This window comes from Cuspidothrix issatschenkoi CHARLIE-1, assembly GCF_002934005.1.
Lineage (GTDB): Bacteria > Cyanobacteriota > Cyanobacteriia > Cyanobacteriales > Nostocaceae > Cuspidothrix > Cuspidothrix issatschenkoi.
The window spans coordinates 1-20,773 of record NZ_PGEM01000060.1; the positions used below are offsets into that span (position 1 = coordinate 1).

Below are 20,773 nucleotides of genomic sequence, written 5' to 3' on the forward strand. Positions count from 1 at the left end.
CTACTCTGTCTACAGCTATATTAATTGAGTACGAGCATTGACGATAGCCTGTTTTACTTGATTAAATCCTGTGCCGCCATAGCTGTTCCGGGCTGCAACGACTTGACGGGGAGAAATAGCTTCATAAATATCTACTGCAAATGCGGGATGAATTTGTTGCCACTCTTCTAGTTGTAAATCTTTGAGGAGTTTACCCGCCGCAATACTAGTTTTAACGACTTTACCAACAATGTTATAAGCTTCTCGGAAAGGTACACCCCGCGCAGCAAGATAATCTGCGACATCGGTAGCATTAGAGAAATCTTCTGTAACTGCTGTGGCTAATCGCTGATGACGAAATTCTAAACCTTCTTGGAGCAATATTGTTATTGCTTCTAAACAGGCTTTAACTGTATTAACGGTATCAAATATGCCTTCTTTGTCTTCCTGGAGGTCTTTATTATAGGCCAGTGGTAAACCTTTCATAATTACTAACATGGCTTGCAAATGACCAAATACTCGCCCTGTTTTACCACGCACTAATTCGGGTACGTCGGGGTTTTTCTTTTGGGGCATGATACTAGAACCTGTGGCACAGCTATCTTTGAGGGTGACAAAACGAAATTCTTCTGATGCCCACAGAATCACTTCCTCCGAAAGCCGGCTGAGGTGAACCATGATAATACTAGCAGCACAGAGAAATTCTATGGCGAAATCCCGATCGCTCACGCCGTCCAAGCTGTTAGCATAAATATGATCAAAATGCAATAATTTAGCTGTATAGTGGCGATCTATGGGGAAGGTTGTCCCCGCTAAAGCACCACAACCCAAGGGGGAAATATTCACCCGGCTATAAACGTCTTCCAAGCGTTCCCAGTCCCGTTGTGCCATTTGAAAGTATGCCAACAGATGGTGGGCTAAACTGACAGGTTGGGCGCGTTGCAGGTGGGTATAACCAGGAATTAGGGTTTCGATATTTTTTTCGGCTATATCGAGTAAGACTGTCTGAAAGTCCCGTAATTGCTCTCGAATTTGTTGGATTTGATCGCGGAGGTATAATCGGGTATCTGTACCAACTTGGTCATTGCGAGAACGGGCTGTGTGGAGTTTTTTCCCTACATCTCCGACAATTTCCGTGAGTCGCTTTTCTACAGCAAAATGGACATCTTCGGCATCAATGCCTGGCTGGAATTCTCCGTGGCGATATTCTTGACGAACTTTTTCTAAACCTGTGAATAGTGCTTCCCCTTCTTCATGGGAAATTATACCCGTGTGAGCCAGCATTTTGGCATGGGCTTGGGAACCAGTAATGTCATATTCGATGAGTTCAATGTCAAAACTTATACTGGCATTAAAATGAGCGATCGCCGGATGTAGCGCGGATTCAAAACGCTGACTCCAAGTTTGTTTTTCGGTCATAAATCTGAGGGGAAAGGAAGAAATTATTTTGTAGATATTAGATTTTGAATCATACGCCTTATGTGAGTTAAAAATCTTGTTGTTTCAATCAGAGTTTCCACAAAATGCCTAAAACGATAGTTTGAGAAATATCAAGAAAAATACAAGATTTTAGGTATCTAATTTACATCCGCCGTATTATCATTAATCTAAAATCCAAAATCTAAAATTACTTTAACCGTAAGTTGTTAAACTTTTAAACATATAGCCAAGAACTACACCAATACACAATGCCCAAATTTGCCCACTTTTGACAAAGTGATTCCAAGAACCTTGGATTTGACCTAAAAGGTCTGGGTCTTTAATATTGCTGTAATTGTCAGCCATAAAAAAAGTAATATGTTCGTGTAAATTACCTAATACTGGCGATAAGGAATCATGCAAGTATTCCATAGGGTTTGTACCAAATAGGGTGATAAACTTAGGAAGAAAGTTGAAGTAGCTAAGTAGGTTGGCGTTAAAAATTGGAACAGGGAACAGGGAACAGGGAAGAGAGTTTTGGGCGATTTTACTTTTCTTCACATACCTTTAAATTTTCCGGTTTACCTACTTAATCAAATAAAAAATTACAGGCAATTATACGTAACCTTTACTTTCATACCTTACTATATTTCTGTTGCCAAGCGTAATTTTTCTGAAGTTCGCAAAATTTGCCCGGCTAAAACGGCTGCACCAAAACCATTATCTATATTTACTACCCCTACACCCGCCGCACAAGAATTAAGCATTGTTAACAAAGGGGCTAAACCGGAAAAACTCGCACCATAACCAATACTGGTAGGAACAGCAATGACAGGACAATCTGCTAAACCTGCTACCACACTGGGCAAAGCTCCTTCCATTCCCGCCACTACGATTAATACTGATGCTGATTCTAATAGGTGACGGTTACTAAGTAAACGGTGAATTCCTGCTACACCTACATCCCATAGACGCTGGACAGAGAAACCGGATAGTTCCGCAGTGACAGCAGCTTCTTCGGCAACCGGTAAATCAGCAGTACCGGCGGAAAGAATGCCAATTGTACCGGGAAATCTAGGTTCAATGCTAGAGGGAATAATGGCACAAATGCGGGCTTGTTCGTAATAATGGATACCTCTAACTTTGTTTTGTAGGGCGGAATATACTTGTGGTTCAATGCGCGTAGCCATGACTACGGAAGTGCGGTGGCGCATAACTTCCATAATTTGGGCAATTTGTTCAGGTGTTTTACCCGGTCCCCAAATAACTTCCGGGAAACCGGTTCTTAATTGACGATGGTTGTCTATTTTGGCAAACTCACCGACAGATTGATAGGCTAAGTCTTTGAGTGAGTCAAATGCTATCTCTGGGCTAATTTTACCATTAGCAACAGATTCTAAGAGCGATCGCAAAGCTTCGGGTTGAGTCACAGCAATTTTAGATTTTAAATGAATATAATTATCATTGATATGTGTTTGATGTATACAAACATCAATTTATACTATAAATCTCTTCTAGATAAAAATTGTTCAAAATATCGCCTCTGCTTTTAGGTTGATTATGTTTATAGCCTTAATGATACCATATAACAAGTAGGTTAATAAAGTTCATAAATTTAATCAAATCATGAACAAATACACCAAGAAGAAAAAGTATCTAAATATTTTGAATAAATTGATACTTATTCTGATATGTTTTATTTTTACAATAAACATATCTATGGGTTATGCTCAAGATAAATCTACACCTATTGTTCAAGATTCAGAAATTGTAAATAAAATAGATGGAACTCCTGTATTATTAGGAGATACAACACTATTTGTGATTCAAAAAAGTGTAGGTTCATTTTCTCCCCAAGAGCGAGCGCAAGCTGTAACCAATAGACTGGAAATAATTGCAAATGATCCGTTAATATCTATAGATAACCTGCGAGTAGTGGAAGATTCAGATATAACTAGTATTGTGATAGGGGATAAAACATTATTTACTATCACAGACAAAGATGCTAAAGCTGCAAATAAAACAAGACAAATACTAGCAGAAAAATGTATAGAAATAATTAGAAATGCCATCAATCAATACAGAAAAGAACGTAGTTTAGATTATATTATTAAAGGGCTATTATATAGTTTTATTTTAACAATATTTTTATTGATATTCCTGAAAATATTTAATCAAGTTTATCCGATAATTATAACCAGATTACAAAATTGGAGAGGAATTAGAATTCCTGAGTTAAGAATTCAAAATATAGAACTTTTACCCGCAGCTAGAGTCATTAATATTGTGACTAGGCTAGTTAAAATTATCCGCATAATTATAGTAATTAGTATTTTTTATATCTACATTTCTTTAGTTTTAAGTTTTTTCCCTTGGACTAAACAAATAAGTTCTAGACTTATTAGTTATTTTCTAGCAGCAATTTATAAAAGTTGGTTAGCATTTGCTGATTATTTACCTAATATATTTGCATTAGCCTTAATTTTCTTCATCACCCACTACAGTCTTAAATTTATTCGCTATATTTTCACAGAATTAGGTAATGGAAATATATCCGTTCCCGGCTTTTATAATGACTGGGCAGAACCAACTTATAAACTGGTATTCTTAATTATAGTCGCCTTAGCATTAGTATTAGCATTTCCTTATTTACCGGGATTTGGTTCACCAGCCTTTCAGGGTATATCTGTATTTTTAGGTATTTTATTTTCACTAGGTTCAACGGCTGTTATTACTAACGTGGTCGCGGGAATAATTCTTATTTATACTCGTGCTTTCCAAATGGGCGATCGCATTAAAATTGGTGAAGCTATAGGTGATATAGTAGAAAAAACACTACTAGTTACCCGTATTCGTACCATCAAAAATGTCATTATTACTATTCCTAATGGAACTGTATTAAATAGCCAAATTATTAACTATACCGCCCTATCTCAAGACCCTAATTATTATCTCATCATACATACTACAATCACACTAGGCTATGATCTACCCTGGCGTAAAGTGCATCAAGCTTTAATTGATGCCGCACTAGCAACAAATAATATACTAACTGAACCTATTCCCTTTGTTTTGCAAACTAGTTTAGATGATTTCTATGTTAGTTATGAATTAAACGCTTATAGTAATAAACCCATGCTAATGGCGAACATTTATTCAGAACTACATCAAAATATTCAGGATAAATGTAACGAAGCAGGGATGGAGATTCTTTCTCCTCATTACTCTGCTGTCAGAGACGGTAATCAAACCACTATACCAGAAAACTATCTTTCTGAAGATTACAAACCACCAGGATTTCGGCTATCCTCCTTAAATAACCTGTTTAACCTCGACAACATTAAAAATAGATCAGATTCATAGTTCCACTTCCTGCCTCCTGCTATAACTGTTTGTTTAATCAGAAATAACTTATGAAAAATTCTTTAAAAACAATCCAAAACTTGCTTGCTGACACCACTATTATCAAGTTGATTGAAGTGATTTCAGGTATTATTATAGTTGCTATTATTTTCCGAATTTTATCTCAAGTTTTACCACGTCAGGTTCAAGATACTGATTTACGCTATCGTATCCGCAAAGCTATTACCTTTGTTGGCTATGCAATTATGGGTTTATTAATTGTTTTAATCTTTAGTGATAGCCTGGGAAAACTAACAGTAATTTTTGGGGTAATTGGTGCTGGTGTTGCCTTTGCATTACAAGAAGTAATTGGTAGTTTTGCTGGTTGGGTAGCTATTTCTTTAGGTCAATTTTACACCCCAGGAGATAGAGTTTTGCTGGGTGGAATTATGGGAGATGTTATAGATATTAGCATTTTGCGTACTACCTTAATGGAGTGCGGTGCTTGGGTAAAAGCTGATCTTTATAATGGAAGGATTGTTAGAATTGCTAATAGCTTCGTGTTTAAAACACCCGTATTTAATTATTCGGCAGATTTTCCCTTTGTATGGGATGAAATTACTGTACCAGTAAAATACGGGAGCGATCGCTCTTTAACCAGAGAAATTCTACAACAGGTAGCTAACGAAGTTGTCGGGGAATATATGTCCCAAGCCAAGGCACAATGGCAACACATGGTACACAAGTATTTAATTGAAGATGCCAAAATTGAACCTGCTGTCACCTTAGCAGCTAATGATAATTGGCTGGAATTTACCCTCCGTTATGTAGTGGACTACAAACAACGTCGAGGCAAAAAAGATGTCATATTTAGCCGTATTCTTGACGAATTTGACAATACAAACGGTAGGATAAGTATTGCTTCCACTACTATTCACCTAGTAGAAACACCCCCATTTAATGTCAAACTTATGGACAACAAATAAAAAAGTTCTCATCTAATAACTTTAATTTCATGAATATTCCAAAAAAGACCACCCAAACCAGAAAATTTAATACCTTCAAACCTATTTCGCACTGCTGATAGAGAATAGGGATTGATTAAATGAATGAACGGTACATACTCCTGTGCTAATTGTTGGCTTTCACCATAAATTTTCTTTAATTTAGCTTCATCAAATTCCTGTGCGCCTTGAATATAAAGTTCATTAATTTTCTGTTCCCATTCTGCAACTTCCCTCCCTTCTATGGGTTTTTGTCCTGCTTGGGGTTTTTGATTAAACATATGTAATCCCCCATCAGGCGACCAAACATTTGCGCCATCATTAGGTTCTAAACCGCCTGTCAAGCCAATTAAACAAGTATCCCAATCTAAAGTATTAGAAAGTTTATCTAGAAAAGTATTCCAGGCCAAAGGTGTGAAATCTACTTGAATACCTATTTTACTCAAATCTTGTTTAATTTGTGAACCCATAGATTCCCGAATTTTATTACCAGCATTGGTGAGTAAAGTAAATCTCACTTCATTATCTTGAGCATCTACTAAAAGATTTTTCTGATTATATTTGAATCCTGCTTTTAGTAGCAATTCTTTAGCTTTATCAGGATTATATTTATAAACCTTTAAACCTTGTTCTGGGGATAAATAATAGGGACTTTGAACCGAAATAGGAGAATTTTGGGGCGTACCTAAACCACGAAAAGTATTATTTAACATGGTTTGTCTATCAATCGCATAAGCTACAGCTTGACGGAATTTTACATTATTAAACCATTGGGATTTGATAGGATCAACTAAGGGTTTATCATCTCTTTTTCCCTTATTTAAATTAAAAGACATAAAAGAGGTGCTAGAACTGGGACCACCATTATATATTTTAAAGTTTCCTTGTTTTTCCTGGACTTTTAATAGAGAAAAATAATCAGGAGAAACACCAATACTATCTAAGTCTCCAGAGCGAAATTGTAGTAAAGCTGTATCAGTTGATTCGACAATTTGCCAAATTATTTTTTCAATATAAGGTTGGGGTTGACCTTGGGCATCTTTACGCCAATAATAGGGGTTACGGCGAAAAATTACCCGTTGACTCGTATCATATCTTTCCAGTTTGTAAGGGCCATTAACAATTAATTCTTCGGGAGGAGTATCAACACCCCATTTACTTAAAAATTCCAATTTACCATCTTTATTTTTAGTTTTGACTGATTTTTCTAAAACATGAGCAGGTAAAATAGATGCTCCTGTATTGAGTAAAAATGGTCTAAATGGTTCGGGTACAATAAATTCTACTCTTCTATTATCTATTTTTTTCACCGTTGGTAATTTGCGATCTTTACCAATTCTCAAAATATCTCTAATATCTGTGGGGATATTTTGATTGAGATAAATATCATTGTAGGTAAATACAACATCATCAACTGTTAATGGTTCACCATCTGACCATTTTAAACCTTCACGCATGGTAAAGGTAATTTTGGTTTTATCTGGTGATATTTCCCAAGACTGGGCTAATGTACCTTCTATTTTACCATCAATAGGATTTTGAGTTAATAATCCTTCATAAGTATAACCAAAAATATTCGGTGATTCCGAACTTAATGCAGCATTAAATGTTTTTGGATCACTCAGAATACTGGTTACTAATTGGGGTACTTGAGCAGCACTGGTTTTTAATTTAGTTGATGTACAGGCGGTCATTGTCATTGCTGTAAAGGCAATGATTATGATTAATAATAACAAGCGTTTTGTGTGATTGAGTATTGTTTTAGTTAATGTCATAGTTTCAATCATTCAATAATTATTTTTAAGTTGATGAACGAGAATTAAACCAGTCGAGAAAATGCTGTGCCATCCTAAAATATCTAATTCCAGTGTTATCTAAAGATTCTCTGACTTCAGTTGTACCAAAATCTTTGCTATTACTACTGATAAATGCTTTTTCTTCTCCATAATGTGAATTAGCATGATTTAAAATACATTGTAAAATTAAATTATCCATAATATCATTTCTGATTAGTAATGTTTCTGGTTCTGTTAAAATTGATTTACAAATATCCTGGAGTCCATCTGAATCTAAATATATGCTTCTTGCTTTAGAAATTTCTCGCTCAATAACATTATCAAGACGAGATTGAATATAATTAAGTAATGATTGATTTTCAATAATTGCTTGCTCTAAATGTCCACAGAAAGATTGAGCATGATTAGAGGTCAGATCGCGTCTAGCTTCCCTAATTTTACTATTCATTTCCTTTTCAAACGACAGTTTGGCTTGTTTTTCTATCTTAAAAACAGATATAGCTTCAATATAACAAATATTGGGTATCAATATACGGACTGAGTGAGGCGGTGTAGATAGTAGAGTTTCCGCTTGTGAATCCTGTCCTTTGGCAATAGCCATCAAAAAATTAGTTTCTATGTAAAGTATTGTCACCTGAATTTACCTAATTATTCGAGTTGATTCAATTTTTATTCATTCTGTGAATAAGTATCTCCACCTTCTATTTTTTCTAATAAACCAATTTTTGCTAGTTCTTCAGATCCAGGCGGTATCTCTGATTTCCAATGATACGCTAAATCTCTTAACCAAGCTTCTAGAAGGGTTATTAAATATAGTCCATATATTTTTTTATCAGCAAATTTATCATCATAATACTTTAGTATGTCAACTGTTTTTAGTGAAATTTTTAATTGCATATCATTATCATTTCTTACTTTAAAAATCTGAATTTCTTCAAGATTAGCTAACATAGCAAAAGGAATTTCTGTTTCCATAACTCTCAAATATGATTTGAGTTGTGAAACTGCGCTTTCTAATTTTTGATGAGTTTTAACTTCAACTAATAAAATAATTTTTTCATCTTTATCTACAACGGTTATATCAATGCAATATTTACGATTTTTAAATTGTATAGCTTCCATTACCTTAGTTCTCCTAAATTAATTGAGTAACTGTTTATGATATTTGCGTTTAGCGTTCAGCTATATGCTAACCATTTTTCTATTTTGGAAACTAATCACCAGTTACCAACAAAACCACAGCATAAGCACAAATACCTTCTTCTCTGCCTGTTGGTCCCAATTTTTCATTAGTGGTAGCTTTGACACCAATTTGATTTGGCTCTAATTTTAAAACTGCTGCTAATTTATCCCGCATTTTAGAAATATGGGGTTTTAATTTGGGACGTTCAGCAACTAAAACAGAATCAATATTGCCTATTTTCCAACCTTGATCAAGAATTAACTGATTGACCTGTTTCAATAGTACAAGACTATCAGCCCCTTTCCATTGGGGATCGGTGGGAGGGAAATAATGTCCTATATCACCTAAAGATAATGCTCCTAACATCGCGTCCATAATTGCGTGTGTTAGAACATCAGCGTCACTGTGTCCTAACAAACCGAGTTCATGGGGAATGTGAACACCGCCTAAAATTAAATGGCGATCGCTCACCAATCTGTGTATATCGTAGCCGTTACCAATTCTGATGTTCATAGTTAGTTGTCAGTAGGAAAAATCTGCTCCTCTGCTCCTCTGCTCCCCTGCTCCCTCTCTTCGTGCCATTTTTTCAGTAAATCGGGACGACGGGAGGCGGTGCGTTCAATTTGTTGTTGAAAACGCCAACGAGCGATCGCTGCATGATTACCACTTAGTAGCACATCTGGGACTTTCCAACCGCGAAAATTAGCAGGACGAGTGTACTGAGGAAAATCTAATAATCCTTCTTCAAAACTTTCACTTTTGAGAGATTCCTCCTTCCCCACGGTTCCAGGTAGGAGACGTACCACCCCATTAATCAAAGCCATAGAGGGAATTTCGCCCCCAGTCAGGATAAAATCTCCTAAAGATACCTCACGAGTCACTAAATTGAGGACTCTATCATCTACTCCTTCGTAGTGGCCACAAATCACAATTAATTGGTCGTAATTCGTGGCTAATTCGCGCAGTAAGGGCTGGTTCATCGGTTGTCCTTGGGGACTCATCAAAATCACATCTCGCCGGGCTAAAATTGGCAAAGACTCCACAGCCGTAAAAATCGGTTCTGGCTTCATCAGCATTCCCACCCCACCACCATAGGGTTCATCATCTACCTTATGGTGCTTGTCCGTGGTAAAGTCTCTGGGATTAGTCAGATGCACATGGGCAATCTGTTTAGCTAAGGCTTTAGCCAACAAACCAGAATTGAGAATTGATGTAAAACAGTCAGGAAAAAGTGTAACTATATCAAAACGCACAGTAATTCGTATTCGATAGAACTAAGATTAAGGGTAGATACCTAGCCAACACAATAACTAATAGGGTAACGTGGGTTAGACCTAAAGAAACAGTAAAAATACGGAAAAATCTACCAATAGTATCTAAAAGTACCAAAACTTGTGATACTTTAGTTAGATCAAAAGTTTTTCTAATTACTTAATTTATGTTTAAATATTGTCACAACTCAATTTAAATTTATAATCCTACCCTAGTTAACAACTTCCGGGATGCTTATCAACAGCCTCACCAAGTAAGAGTCTCAAGACCTACTCAACACCAAATCCAGAAGAAAATTATTGTGAACCTAACACTGTGAAACACTTCTGGAATAATAGATAGGTAAAAACAATGGCACTGGCTATGAGAACGACGGACATGACGTAATATTTTAAAGTATCGTGTGTGTCCAGCAGTGTCCTCTCACACCAAGCAGAGAGCAAAATTAACAAGTAAGTAATCAACCTTGTTGAATTAACCTGAAGTTGTTGACTCCCTCAAGCAGAAACACAATGCCGCAGTTAGAAGTTAAATCGCTGGAAATGAGGACACCCCAAGCAACTAAAACCGCCGTTCTGGTTATCGGAGGCGCGGAAGATAAAGTTCATGGACGAGAAATTCTGAGAACTTTTTTTGTTCGTGCTGGTGGTAACAAGGCGTATATTACAATAATTCCATCAGCCTCCCGGGAGCCTGCCATTATCGGTGGTAGGTATATTCGCATTTTTGAAGAAATGGGTGCCCAAAAGGTTGAAATTTTAGATATTCGTGAACGGGAACAATGCGAAAATCCTGAGATTAAAGCATCCCTAGAAGCCTGTACTGGTGTCTTCTTGACAGGAGGAGACCAATTGCGCCTTTGTGGAGTCCTATCCGATACACCAGCCATGGAAATTATCCGCCAGCGTGTAAGAGCCGGACAACTGACTTTAGCAGGTACAAGTGCTGGAGCAGCCGTTATGGGACATCACATGATCGCCGGTGGCGGAAGTGGAGAAACACCTAATCGTTCCCTGGTAGACATGGCCACTGGCTTGGGATTTATTCCTGAAGTTGTAGTTGACCAACATTTTCATAACCGGAATCGGATGGGGCGACTTGTCAGTGCGATCGCTGCACATCCTGATAGACTAGGCATTGGTATTGATGAAGATACCTGTGCTGTGTTTGAACGAGATGGTTGGCTACAAGTTATGGGTAAAGGCAGTGTGACCATTGTTGATCCCACAGAACTCACCCATACTAACGAACCTAATGTTAGTGCTAACGAACCCTTGACAGTACATAATTTAAGACTACATATCCTCAGTTACGGAGATCGCTTCCATCTTTACCAACGTACTGTTTTACCTGCTGTGCATCGGATCTCTAGCTGACTGTATAGAGTATCTCAGGTTACAACTGAAATTTGGCCGCACTGTGATTTATCTCTGTCTACCTCTTAGATACATCTATCTAGAGAAAACTGTTAATACTTAACAGTTAAGCGGTCAATTCCAGTGAGAAACTAGAAATTTGGTTCCGAATCTCCATCTACCTATTCCCATGAGAATCCTCAAGATCCAGACCTTACGCGGCCCCAACTATTGGAGCATTCGCCGAAATAAACTGATCATCATGCGCCTCGATCTCGAAAATCTTGCCGAAACGCCCTCCAATGAAATACCTGGCTTTTATGAAGGATTAGTAGAGGCATTGCCCAGTTTAGAGGGTCACTATTGCTCCCCAGGCTGTCGTGGTGGTTTTCTAATGCGGGTGCGAGAAGGTACAATGATGGGTCATATCGTGGAGCACGTAGCCTTGGAACTCCAGGAATTGGCTGGAATGCACGTAGGTTTCGGTCGCACCCGTGAGACTGCCAATCCTGGAATTTACCAGGTAGTCATTGAGTACCTAAATGAAGAAGCAGGTCGCTATGCGGGACGTGCCGCAGTGCGGCTATGTCAAAGTATTATTGACCGTGGACGTTACCCCAAAGCCGAATTAGAACAAGATATCCAAGACCTCAAGGATTTTTGGCGGGATGCTTCCCTTGGCCCTTCCACAGAAGCCATTATTAAAGAAGCTGAAAAGAAAGGTATTCCCTGGATGCCTTTACCTGCTAGGTTTTTGATTCAGTTGGGCTATGGTATCCATCAAAAACGGATTCAAGCCACGATGACCAACAACACAGGCATTCTCGGTGTAGAACTAGCTTGTGATAAAGAAGCCACAAAACGTATTCTTGATGCCAACGGTGTACCAGTTCCTAGAGGTACAGTCATCAATTTCTTTGATGATTTGGAAGAAGCCGTTGAATATGTTGGTGGTTATCCCATTGTGATTAAGCCTTTAGATGGCAACCATGGACGGGGGATCACCATTGATATCCGCACCTGGGAAGAGGCCGAAGCCGCTTATGAAATCGCTAGACAGGTTTCTCGATCCATCATTGTCGAACGCTATTATGTAGGTCGTGACCATCGGGTATTAGTAGTTAATGGCAAAGTTGTAGCTGTAGCAGAACGAGTTCCCGCCCATGTGATTGGTAATGGCAAATCTACTATTGCTGAACTCATTGAAGAAACTAACAAAGACCCCAATCGCGGAGAAGGCCATGATAATGTCTTAACGAAGATTGAGCTAGACCGTAACAGCTATCAATTACTAGATAGACAAGGATACACTGTGAATAGTGTACCACCTAAAGGTGATATTTGTTACCTGCGAGCTACAGCAAATTTGAGTACAGGTGGTAGTGCCGTAGATCGTACGGATGAAATTCACCCGGAAAATATTTGGTTAGCTCAACGGGTAGTCAGAATCATCGGGTTAGATGTAGCTGGAATAGATATTGTCACTTCAGATATTAGTCGTCCTTTGCGAGAACTAGATGGGGTAATTGTGGAAGTCAATGCTGCCCCTGGTTTCCGTATGCACGTTGCTCCTAGTATTGGCAAATCCCGCAACGTTGCTGGAGCGGTGATGGATATGCTATTCCCCCATGATCAATCTAGTCGCATTCCCATTCTCACTGTTACAGGTACAAATGGTAAAACTACGACTACTCGCCTTTTAGCACATATTTATAAGCAAACAGGTAAAGTAGTCGGCTATACAACTACAGATGGTACATATATTGGTGATTTCTTAGTGGAATCAGGAGATAATACAGGTCCCCAAAGCGCCCATGTCATCCTCCAAGATCCGACTGTAGAAGTGGCGGTATTAGAATCGGCTCGTGGTGGCATTCTACGCTCCGGGTTGGGTTTTGAAAATGCTAACGTAGGTGTAGTATTAAATGTATCTGCTGATCATTTAGGTATTGGTGATATAGATACTATTGAGCAGTTAGCTCATTTGAAAAGTGTAGTTGCTGAAGCTGTATTTCCTGATGGTTATGCTGTTCTCAATGCCGACGATCAGCGTGTTGCAGCGATGGCAAAAAAAACTAAGGCCAATATTGCCTACTTCACCATGAATCCTGATTCCGAACTGGTGCGGAAGCATATCCAAAAGGGTGGAGTGGCCGCAGTTTATGAACATGGTTATCTGTCCATTGTGAAGGGTGACTGGACACACCAAATTGAAAGAGCAGAAAATATCCCCTTAACAATGGGTGCAAGAGCGCCATTTATGATTGCTAATGCTTTAGCTGCGAGTTTGGCGGCTTTTGTGCAAGATGTTACCATTGATCAAATTCGTGCTGGTTTAAGAAGCTTCCGCGCTTCTGTGAGTCAAACCCCAGGACGGATGAATTTGTTTAATTTGGGTAAACATCATGCTTTGGTAGATTATGCCCATAACCCCGCCAGTTACGAGGCTTTGGGGTCTTTTGTCCGCAATTGGACAACGGGACAACGCATTGGTGTGGTTGGTGGCCCAGGCGATCGCCGTGATGAAGATTTTGTCACTTTAGGCAAATTATCGGTAGATATCTTTGATTACATCATTGTCAAAGAAGATGATGATACCAGAGGCCGACCTCGCGGTTCAGCTTCAGATTTAATTGCTCAAGGTATTACCCAAGCCCGACCTAATTACCGCTTTGAATCAATCCTGGATGAAACTAGCGCGATTAACAAAGCTTTAGACATAGCACCTGAAGGTAGTCTGGTGGTAATTCTACCAGAAAGCGTCAGTCGAGCGATTAAGTTAATTAAAATTCGCGGTATACAGGAAGATATTCAACCACAGCAGTTCAACAATAATGATTCCCAAAATGGGGTATCACCTTCTTCTGTGGTTAATACCCTAATTTAGTATACCTTTGTGATCTGTAATTTACCCTCAGACTGATTCATACAGGTCCGGGGGTTATTTATTTAAAAATTTCCAGTAACCAACGGTTAATTTTGCCATCATCTTGATGTTGACTACGTTGCATTGCTTCTTTAATAATCGCTATTTGTAAACCTGGTAAAACTTTTGATGCTTCAATTCTTCTGCTACCACCATCAATAATTTCAAAGGCAATTATATCATTATTATTGCCATCCATTATCCAATATTCTTTTACTCCCAATCTTTCATAAAGTAACCGCTTAAACCCCAAATCATCATTAACAGAATAAACAGCAATTTCTATAACTAAAGTTGGTGCATCTAACTCATTAATATTCACAGGTGAATTATTTAAAGGTGGAAATTTGACTTTATCACCAATATAAAAAGCTAAATCAGGTTGACATTCACTTTCATTTGTTTTACGAAAAGTTGTATTTACCCATCCTTTGATTTTAATATTTTTCAATGTTGCATATAAATTAACGACATTAGCAACAACATTGTTATTGCTACCATGAATTGAACCAACTGGAGACATTTCAACCCTCATATAATTTTGATAGTAGTAAAATTTTCCTTGCTGATAATCACAGTGATCAGCTATTTCCCTAAATTGATCCCAACTGACTTTTACCCAGGTATCTGAAACTATCTGCGGTAAATTAGCAACAACCATGACATTACCTCTCTCTTTCTACTTCAATAATTTCTGTATATTCAAAACCATTTAAACTTTGTCTGATTAAAGCATATTTTTCACCTCTCAATTCAATAAAATCCTGTTCACAATTCGGTTTAGAAGAATAGTAAACTAACACATATTCCTTGCCAATTTTATCCGCAATTTCTTCTTCAACTTCTACTCTCCATTGTGTTTTAGTGACTAAGACAATTAACTGATTTGCTAATTTAGGAATAGTTCTGGCAATATGACGACGGGAATTAGCATCTAAACTGCCAAAAGGAGAATCCATCACAATGGGAAAAGTGCTACTATCAGGAAGCATCATCATTTTTTTCTTCTCACTCCAGTCGCGGACTTTATCAATGATACTAGCGATAAAAGATAAACTGAGAATTTGATTTTCTCCTGTGGAAGCTGCGACTGGTGCTTCTATTCCTGTGGTATTTTCTACTAAACTCAATTCATATTTTTCGCTAATTTTGGGAATGTATGGAGTAAAAGAGATATCAGAAAAAATTTCCTGTACTCGCTGTTCCAATTGCAAACGAAACTGATTTTCTTGACGATTTTTAACTTCTGTTAATCGTTCAATTGCATCCTCAGTAGCGTTAATGCGTCGTTGTGCTAGTAATTGCTTTTCTTCATTTTGTTTTTGTTTAGATATTTGTTTAATCAAAACTTCAATATCTGGTTTCAGATGGGAAATTTCTTGTTGGTTTGCACCCTGTTCTCGATTTAATTCGTCAATTTTATCTTCAATTTCATCCAAACGTTTTTGTAAACTACTAATCTCTTCATTAGGATCTTTGCGTAGTTGTTCCTGAATAGTTGCTAATTCTAACTCAACTTGATTTAAGTTTTCTCTTAATTGTTGAATTCGTGCTTGTTCTCTATTGGTTTCTTCCCAAAAAGAACTTGCTTGGTTATCAATTTCATCAATTTGCGCGCTCATTCTAATAGCGGTTTCTTCTACTGTGGAAGAACCGACTTTCTTCATTAAGTTTTTGACATGGAAATGAGTATGAGTTCCTTCTTTTAAGTCTGCACCACAAATGCAGCGTCCATTATTGAGTAAATCATTAACAAATTCCCGTGAAATTCCTGCTTTTAATTGACCACTTTGTTTCAAATTTGTGAATATTTCTCGAAAATTGGCAGTAGTTTCTGATAATAGGACTGTATAACCCCGTGATGAAATAACTTTTTTTAAATTATCTTTAGTTTTCTTTAATTCTTCCCGTAAGCCATTTCTTTCTGATTCTAATTTTTGTTTTCTTTCCTGCAATTCTTTAACAGCACTTAATTCTCTTAGTCTATTACTAACTTCTTTTTTAAATGTCTGTTGATATTCCAACTCTTGCTTTATTTCCTTTTGTCGTTTATGGATATTTTCAATGTCTAGTTCTAGTTTTTCTTTTTGAGTTAATAATTGTTTAGTTTCTGCATCACCAATGTGTTTTAACTCAGTTTCTAAGGATTTTTTAGCATCTTTTAAATGTCGGATAGAAAGTTCAATTACTTCTACACCTAAAAAAGTTCTAATTGCTTCCGAAATTTCTACTTTATTATCAGAACGGACAATTTCTTCTATCCGTTCACCATCAAAGAAAAAGTATTGATGTAAACTTGCTGGTAAAATTTGGGTAATGATTTCCTCTGGTAATTGATTGGGAATTTTCCATTGGCCATCGTCTCCACCTAACCACATTGTTAGCTGTGTTTTCCCGGTTTCTATTAAATCACTTTGATTTTTATAAACTCGACAAGCACGTTTAGCACGATAGCGAATATTTTCATGTTCCCAACCAATTTCTACTGAACATTCTACAGGTTCTCCTGGTTGGGATTCGGCGATCGCTCTTTTATTTACTAATTGTTCTGTGGACGCAAATGCAGCAGTAAATTTCTCATATAATACCCAGGTAAAGGCATTTAAAATACTCGTTTTTCCTGCGCCATTACTACCATAAATCATCGTTGTATTGCGAACATTTCCACCAGCTAAACTTATTTCTGGTGTCTTCCCATAAAAGGAACGAAAATTACATAATTTAATTGAAGTTAGCTTCATTGCACTACTTCCTTGACAATGGCTAGAATATCATCATTAATATGTCCTTTACTCTTTCTATCTAATCTACTTTTTTCTAATTTCCATACCTTCTCAATAATTTGTTTTACTTCTGGAGGTGCGCTACTAATAGGTTCTTGCACATCTTCAATATTTGATTCTGGTATCATTTCCCAACAACAATAGATTTATTTTCTATTTTAACCACTTCTGATACTATTTTTATCTATCTGCCCTCATCCCATTCCACTTTATACATAGCGGTATACACAACCAGCCTTTGGTTTATTACAAATTTTAACGCACCTAGAAGCCAGAAGCCAGGGAATTTATTCCCTGTCTGATAGCTAAAGTTGGTTAAAACCGACTATTATAGGGTTATGCACTTGGATTAGATACACAATTGCTATATCAAATTAAAATGAAAATGAAAATCGTACCGTAGCTTTAGGAAGACTAAATATGACAGTTACTATTGCTAAATGGAGTTTAGACGACTATCATCGCATGATTGAAATTGGCCTTTTAACTGGTCGTCAAGTTGAACTACTAAATGGAGAAATTATCAACATGGCACCGGAAGGACCAGAACACGCGCAAATTAATACTGATTCTGCTGAATATTTGCGGGAACTACTCGGTTCAAAAGCACTAGTAAGAGATGCAAAACCTATTACAATACCTAATAGCAATTCAGAACCAGAACCAGATTTAGCAATAGTTGAACCACTGCGGGCTATTTATCGCAGTCATCATCCTTACCCTGAAAATATATTTTGGTTAATCGAATATTCTCAAACTACCCTAAGTAAAGATTTAGAGATAAAACGCAAAACCTATGCTGCTGCATTAATTAATGAGTATTGGGTAGTAGACTTAAAAAATCAACAACTAAAAGTGTTTAGAGAACCAATAAGTGGTAATTATTCTAGAGAATTAACCTTTACTTGCGGTGAAATATCTCCTTTAGCATTTCCAGAAATTAAAATTTCTATTCAACGTTTACTACAAGGATTTTAATAATAAATCAATTGTGTACGGCTTTTTTGAGCCGGCAAAAATAAATTTAGGTTCCGGGGCTTGACTTGTGCTGCAATGCGTGATACTTTTATAATGGTAACCCATGCTTCCATAAAAATTTTATCACCACCTGATTATATTAATGTAGCACATCGCCGGCGATGTTACAAGCCAAACCGGGAAAAAAAAATTTCGCGCCAGATATAAAAGAAATTGTGTAGAATTGCTGGGTGTGACGATAAAGCTAGATAATGAATTTTCATCTGCAAGCACCTTTTATTCCTACCGGTGATCAACCACAAGCGATCGCTAAACTTTCTGCTAGTATTCAAAAAGGAAATCATTATCAAACATTACTGGGTGCAACGGGAACGGGGAAGACCTTTTCCATCGCCGCAGTTATTGAAAAAGTTGGCAAACCGACCTTAGTATTAGCACATAATAAGACATTAGCAGCCCAGTTGTGTAACGAACTGCGGGAGTTTTTTCCGCATAATGCAGTGGAGTATTTTGTCAGTTATTACGATTACTATCAACCGGAAGCATACATCCCTGTTACTGATACTTATATAGAAAAAACATCAGCAATTAATGAAGAAATAGATATGTTACGACATTCCGCTACTCGTTCCTTATTTGAACGTCGGGATGTAATTGTTGTTGCTTCCATTAGTTGCATTTATGGTTTAGGAATGCCGGCGGAATATCTCAAAGCGGCAGTTCGTTTACAACTAGGAATGGAAATTGATCCGCGTCAAGTTTTACGGGATTTAACAGCAGTTCAATATAGTCGTAATGATATAGAAATGGGGAGAGGAAAATTCCGAGTTCGGGGTGATGTATTAGAAATTTCTCCTGCTTATGAAGATAGAATTATTCGAGTAGAATTTTTTGGGGACGAAATTGATGCTATTAGATATGTTGATCCTGTATCTGGGGAAATTCTCAACAGTTTAGAAGCAGTAAATATCTACCCTGCGCGTCACTTTGTTACCCCTACAGAGAGAGTAGAACTAGCTTGTCAAGATATTGCCGCAGAATTAAAACAGCAACAATTACTGTTAGAATCAATGGGTAAATTAGTTGAAGCACAACGCATTGATCAACGTACCCGTTATGATTTGGAAATGTTAAGAGAAGTGGGATATTGTAACGGGGTCGAAAATTACTCTCGTCATTTAGCAGGTAGACAAGCGGGAGAACCACCAGAATGTTTAATTGATTATTTTCCTAAAGATTGGTTATTAGTCATAGATGAATCTCATGTTACCGTTCCCCAAATTCGAGGAATGTATAACGGAGATCAAGCGAGAAAAAAAGTATTAATTGATCATGGTTTTCGTCTTCCTAGTGCGGCGGATAACCGTCCTTTAAAAGCTGAAGAATTTTGGCAAAAAGTTAATCAATGTATTTTCGTTTCTGCAACTCCAGGCAATTGGGAATTAGAAATTTCCGAAGACAATATTATTGAACAAGTAATTAGACCGACGGGAGTAGTCGATCCAGAAATATTTGTGCGTCCCACGGAAGGACAAATTGATGATTTATTAGGAGAAATAAAGGATCGCGTTGACCGTCAGGAAAGAACCTTAATTACTACATTAACTAAACGCATGGCGGAAGATTTGACGGAATATTTAGAAGAAAGGGGAATTAGAATCAGATATTTGCATTCAGAAATTAATTCTATTCAACGTATAGAAATTTTACAAGATTTGCAAAATGGTGTTTTTGATGTGTTAGTTGGTGTAAATTTACTACGAGAAGGTTTAGATTTACCAGAAGTTTCTTTAGTTGCAATTATGGATGCAGATAAAGAAGGATTTTTGAGAACAGAACGTTCTCTCATTCAAACTATCGGCCGTGCTGCACGTCATGTTAAAGGAAAAGCAATTTTATATGCTGATAAATTAACCGATAGTATGATTAAAGCCATTGATGAAACTGATAGAAGAAGAGGAATTCAAATGGCTTATAATAAACTACATGGAATTACACCGCAACCGATTAAGAAACGGTCAAGTAATGCGATTTTATCATTTTTAGATGTCTCTCGGCGTTTAAATGCCAGTGATTTAAAAATTGTTGATGAACATTTAGATGAACTATCTTTGGAAGATATTCCAGAGTTAATTACAGTTTTAGAAAAACAGATGAAGGAAGCAGCGAAGAAGATGGAATTTGAGGAAGCGGCAAAATTACGCGATCGCATTAAGCATCTGCGAGATAAAATGTTAGGACATTAATATATATCAAAGGTGATTATTCTGTGATTTTTCCTCTAGTCAACTTAATTTGTCCGCGTTTATTTTTACTATCAAGACGTTTTCTTTGAGAACTCCGACTTGGTTTAGTGCGTTTGCGCTTTCGGGGTAAAACAGAAACACTTTTAATTAGTTCTTGAAGTCGTTTGAAAGCCTCTTCCTTATTCTGTTCTTGACTGCGGTATTCCTGAGCTTTAATAACCACAACTCCCTCAATAGTAATGCGGTTATCTTTCAGCTTTAAAAGCCGTTCTTTATAGATTTCTGGTAAGGAAGAAGCACCAATATTAAAGCGCAAATGAATAGCAGTAGCAACTTTATTAACATTTTGACCACCTGCACCCTGAGAACGAATTGCACTAATTTCAATATCACTATCAGGGATGATTACTGTCTGAGAAATTTCTATCATTGCTTATATTTAGGGGTTGCTGAAAAAGTTGTCTGTGAGGAGAGGGAACTCTTAACTGGG

18 protein-coding genes are annotated in these 20,773 nt (G+C 37.2%); 6 read left to right on the forward strand and 12 right to left on the reverse strand.

Going from position 1 to position 20,773, the window contains the following annotated elements; genetic code table 11:
• Window positions 1-15 precede the first annotated feature (15 nt).
• The 3 genes from argH to larB form a co-directional block, all read right to left on the reverse strand.
• Window positions 16-1,398: an argininosuccinate lyase gene (gene argH / locus CUN59_RS09100; protein WP_104387552.1), complete on the reverse strand. Its 1,383-nt coding sequence runs from the start codon at window positions 1,396-1,398 to the stop codon at window positions 16-18.
• Between the two features lie 213 nt (window positions 1,399-1,611).
• Window positions 1,612-1,830, reverse strand: a complete 219-nt coding sequence (locus tag CUN59_RS09105) for a hypothetical protein (RefSeq protein ID WP_104387553.1) — start codon at window positions 1,828-1,830, stop codon at window positions 1,612-1,614.
• Between the two features lie 212 nt (window positions 1,831-2,042).
• Window positions 2,043-2,828, reverse strand: coding sequence for a nickel pincer cofactor biosynthesis protein LarB (gene larB, locus CUN59_RS09110; protein WP_104387554.1), 786 nt, complete (start codon window positions 2,826-2,828; stop codon window positions 2,043-2,045).
• Window positions 2,829-3,117: 289 nt separating this feature from the next.
• Here larB and CUN59_RS09115 point away from each other — a divergent pair, with 289 nt between their 5' ends.
• Window positions 3,118-4,761, forward strand: coding sequence for a mechanosensitive ion channel family protein (locus CUN59_RS09115; RefSeq protein ID WP_243406905.1), 1,644 nt, complete (start codon window positions 3,118-3,120; stop codon window positions 4,759-4,761).
• Between the two features lie 50 nt (window positions 4,762-4,811).
• Window positions 4,812-5,726 carry a mechanosensitive ion channel family protein gene (locus CUN59_RS09120; RefSeq protein ID WP_104387556.1) on the forward strand — a complete coding sequence of 305 codons (915 nt, stop codon included), beginning with the start codon at window positions 4,812-4,814 and terminating at the stop codon, window positions 5,724-5,726.
• Between the two features lie 8 nt (window positions 5,727-5,734).
• Here CUN59_RS09120 and CUN59_RS09125 read toward each other — a convergent pair whose 3' ends face one another.
• The 5 genes from CUN59_RS09125 to trmD all read right to left on the reverse strand — a co-directional run bounded on the left by CUN59_RS09125 (window position 5,735) and on the right by trmD (window position 9,976).
• A complete protein-coding gene (locus CUN59_RS09125) occupies window positions 5,735-7,519 on the reverse strand; it encodes an ABC transporter substrate-binding protein (RefSeq protein ID WP_104387575.1) in 1,785 nt (594 codons plus the stop codon).
• 25 nt (window positions 7,520-7,544) lie between these two features.
• Window positions 7,545-8,174 (reverse strand): PIN domain-containing protein, encoded by a 630-nt coding sequence (locus CUN59_RS09130; protein ID WP_104387557.1) that lies wholly within the window; start codon window positions 8,172-8,174, stop codon window positions 7,545-7,547.
• 35 nt (window positions 8,175-8,209) lie between these two features.
• On the reverse strand, window positions 8,210-8,662 hold the full coding sequence (locus CUN59_RS09135; RefSeq protein WP_104387558.1) for a type I restriction enzyme HsdR N-terminal domain-containing protein: 453 nt from the start codon (window positions 8,660-8,662) through the stop codon (window positions 8,210-8,212).
• Between the two features lie 91 nt (window positions 8,663-8,753).
• A complete protein-coding gene (ispF, locus tag CUN59_RS09140; protein ID WP_104387559.1) occupies window positions 8,754-9,236 on the reverse strand; it encodes a 2-C-methyl-D-erythritol 2,4-cyclodiphosphate synthase in 483 nt (160 codons plus the stop codon).
• Between the two features lie 2 nt (window positions 9,237-9,238).
• The gene (gene trmD / locus CUN59_RS09145; RefSeq protein WP_104387560.1) at window positions 9,239-9,976 is read right to left on the reverse strand and encodes a tRNA (guanosine(37)-N1)-methyltransferase TrmD; all 738 of its coding nucleotides are present in this window, start codon (window positions 9,974-9,976) and stop codon (window positions 9,239-9,241) included.
• A gap of 531 nt (window positions 9,977-10,507) precedes the next feature.
• Here trmD and CUN59_RS09150 point away from each other — a divergent pair.
• Entirely contained in the window at window positions 10,508-11,371 is an 864-nt protein-coding gene (locus tag CUN59_RS09150) for a cyanophycinase (protein WP_104387561.1), read from the forward strand.
• Between the two features lie 169 nt (window positions 11,372-11,540).
• Window positions 11,541-14,237, forward strand: coding sequence for a cyanophycin synthetase (cphA, locus tag CUN59_RS09155; RefSeq protein ID WP_104387562.1), 2,697 nt, complete (start codon window positions 11,541-11,543; stop codon window positions 14,235-14,237).
• 58 nt (window positions 14,238-14,295) lie between these two features.
• On the opposite strand, the gene CUN59_RS09160 is transcribed toward cphA, so the two are convergent.
• The 3 genes from CUN59_RS09160 to CUN59_RS21390 are packed head-to-tail and all read right to left on the reverse strand — an operon-like array spanning window position 14,296 to window position 17,187.
• On the reverse strand, window positions 14,296-14,937 hold the full coding sequence (locus CUN59_RS09160) for a Uma2 family endonuclease (RefSeq protein WP_104387563.1): 642 nt from the start codon (window positions 14,935-14,937) through the stop codon (window positions 14,296-14,298).
• A 4-nt stretch (window positions 14,938-14,941) separates the two neighbouring features.
• Window positions 14,942-17,017: an AAA family ATPase gene (locus CUN59_RS09165; protein WP_104387564.1), complete on the reverse strand. Its 2,076-nt coding sequence runs from the start codon at window positions 17,015-17,017 to the stop codon at window positions 14,942-14,944.
• Window positions 17,014-17,187 (reverse strand): hypothetical protein, encoded by a 174-nt coding sequence (locus CUN59_RS21390; protein WP_165790178.1) that lies wholly within the window; start codon window positions 17,185-17,187, stop codon window positions 17,014-17,016. Before CUN59_RS21390 ends, CUN59_RS09165 begins: the two co-directional genes overlap by 4 nt.
• 292 nt (window positions 17,188-17,479) lie before the next feature.
• On the opposite strand from CUN59_RS21390, the gene CUN59_RS09170 reads away from it, so the two are divergent.
• Entirely contained in the window at window positions 17,480-18,037 is a 558-nt protein-coding gene (locus CUN59_RS09170; RefSeq protein ID WP_104387565.1) for a Uma2 family endonuclease, read from the forward strand.
• 248 nt (window positions 18,038-18,285) lie between these two features.
• Window positions 18,286-20,283 (forward strand): excinuclease ABC subunit UvrB, encoded by a 1,998-nt coding sequence (gene uvrB, locus CUN59_RS09175; protein ID WP_104387566.1) that lies wholly within the window; start codon window positions 18,286-18,288, stop codon window positions 20,281-20,283.
• 16 nt (window positions 20,284-20,299) lie between these two features.
• Here uvrB and arfB read toward each other — a convergent pair whose 3' ends face one another.
• A complete protein-coding gene (gene arfB, locus CUN59_RS09180) occupies window positions 20,300-20,713 on the reverse strand; it encodes an alternative ribosome rescue aminoacyl-tRNA hydrolase ArfB (protein WP_104387567.1) in 414 nt (137 codons plus the stop codon).
• Between the last annotated feature and the right edge of the window lie 60 nt (window positions 20,714-20,773).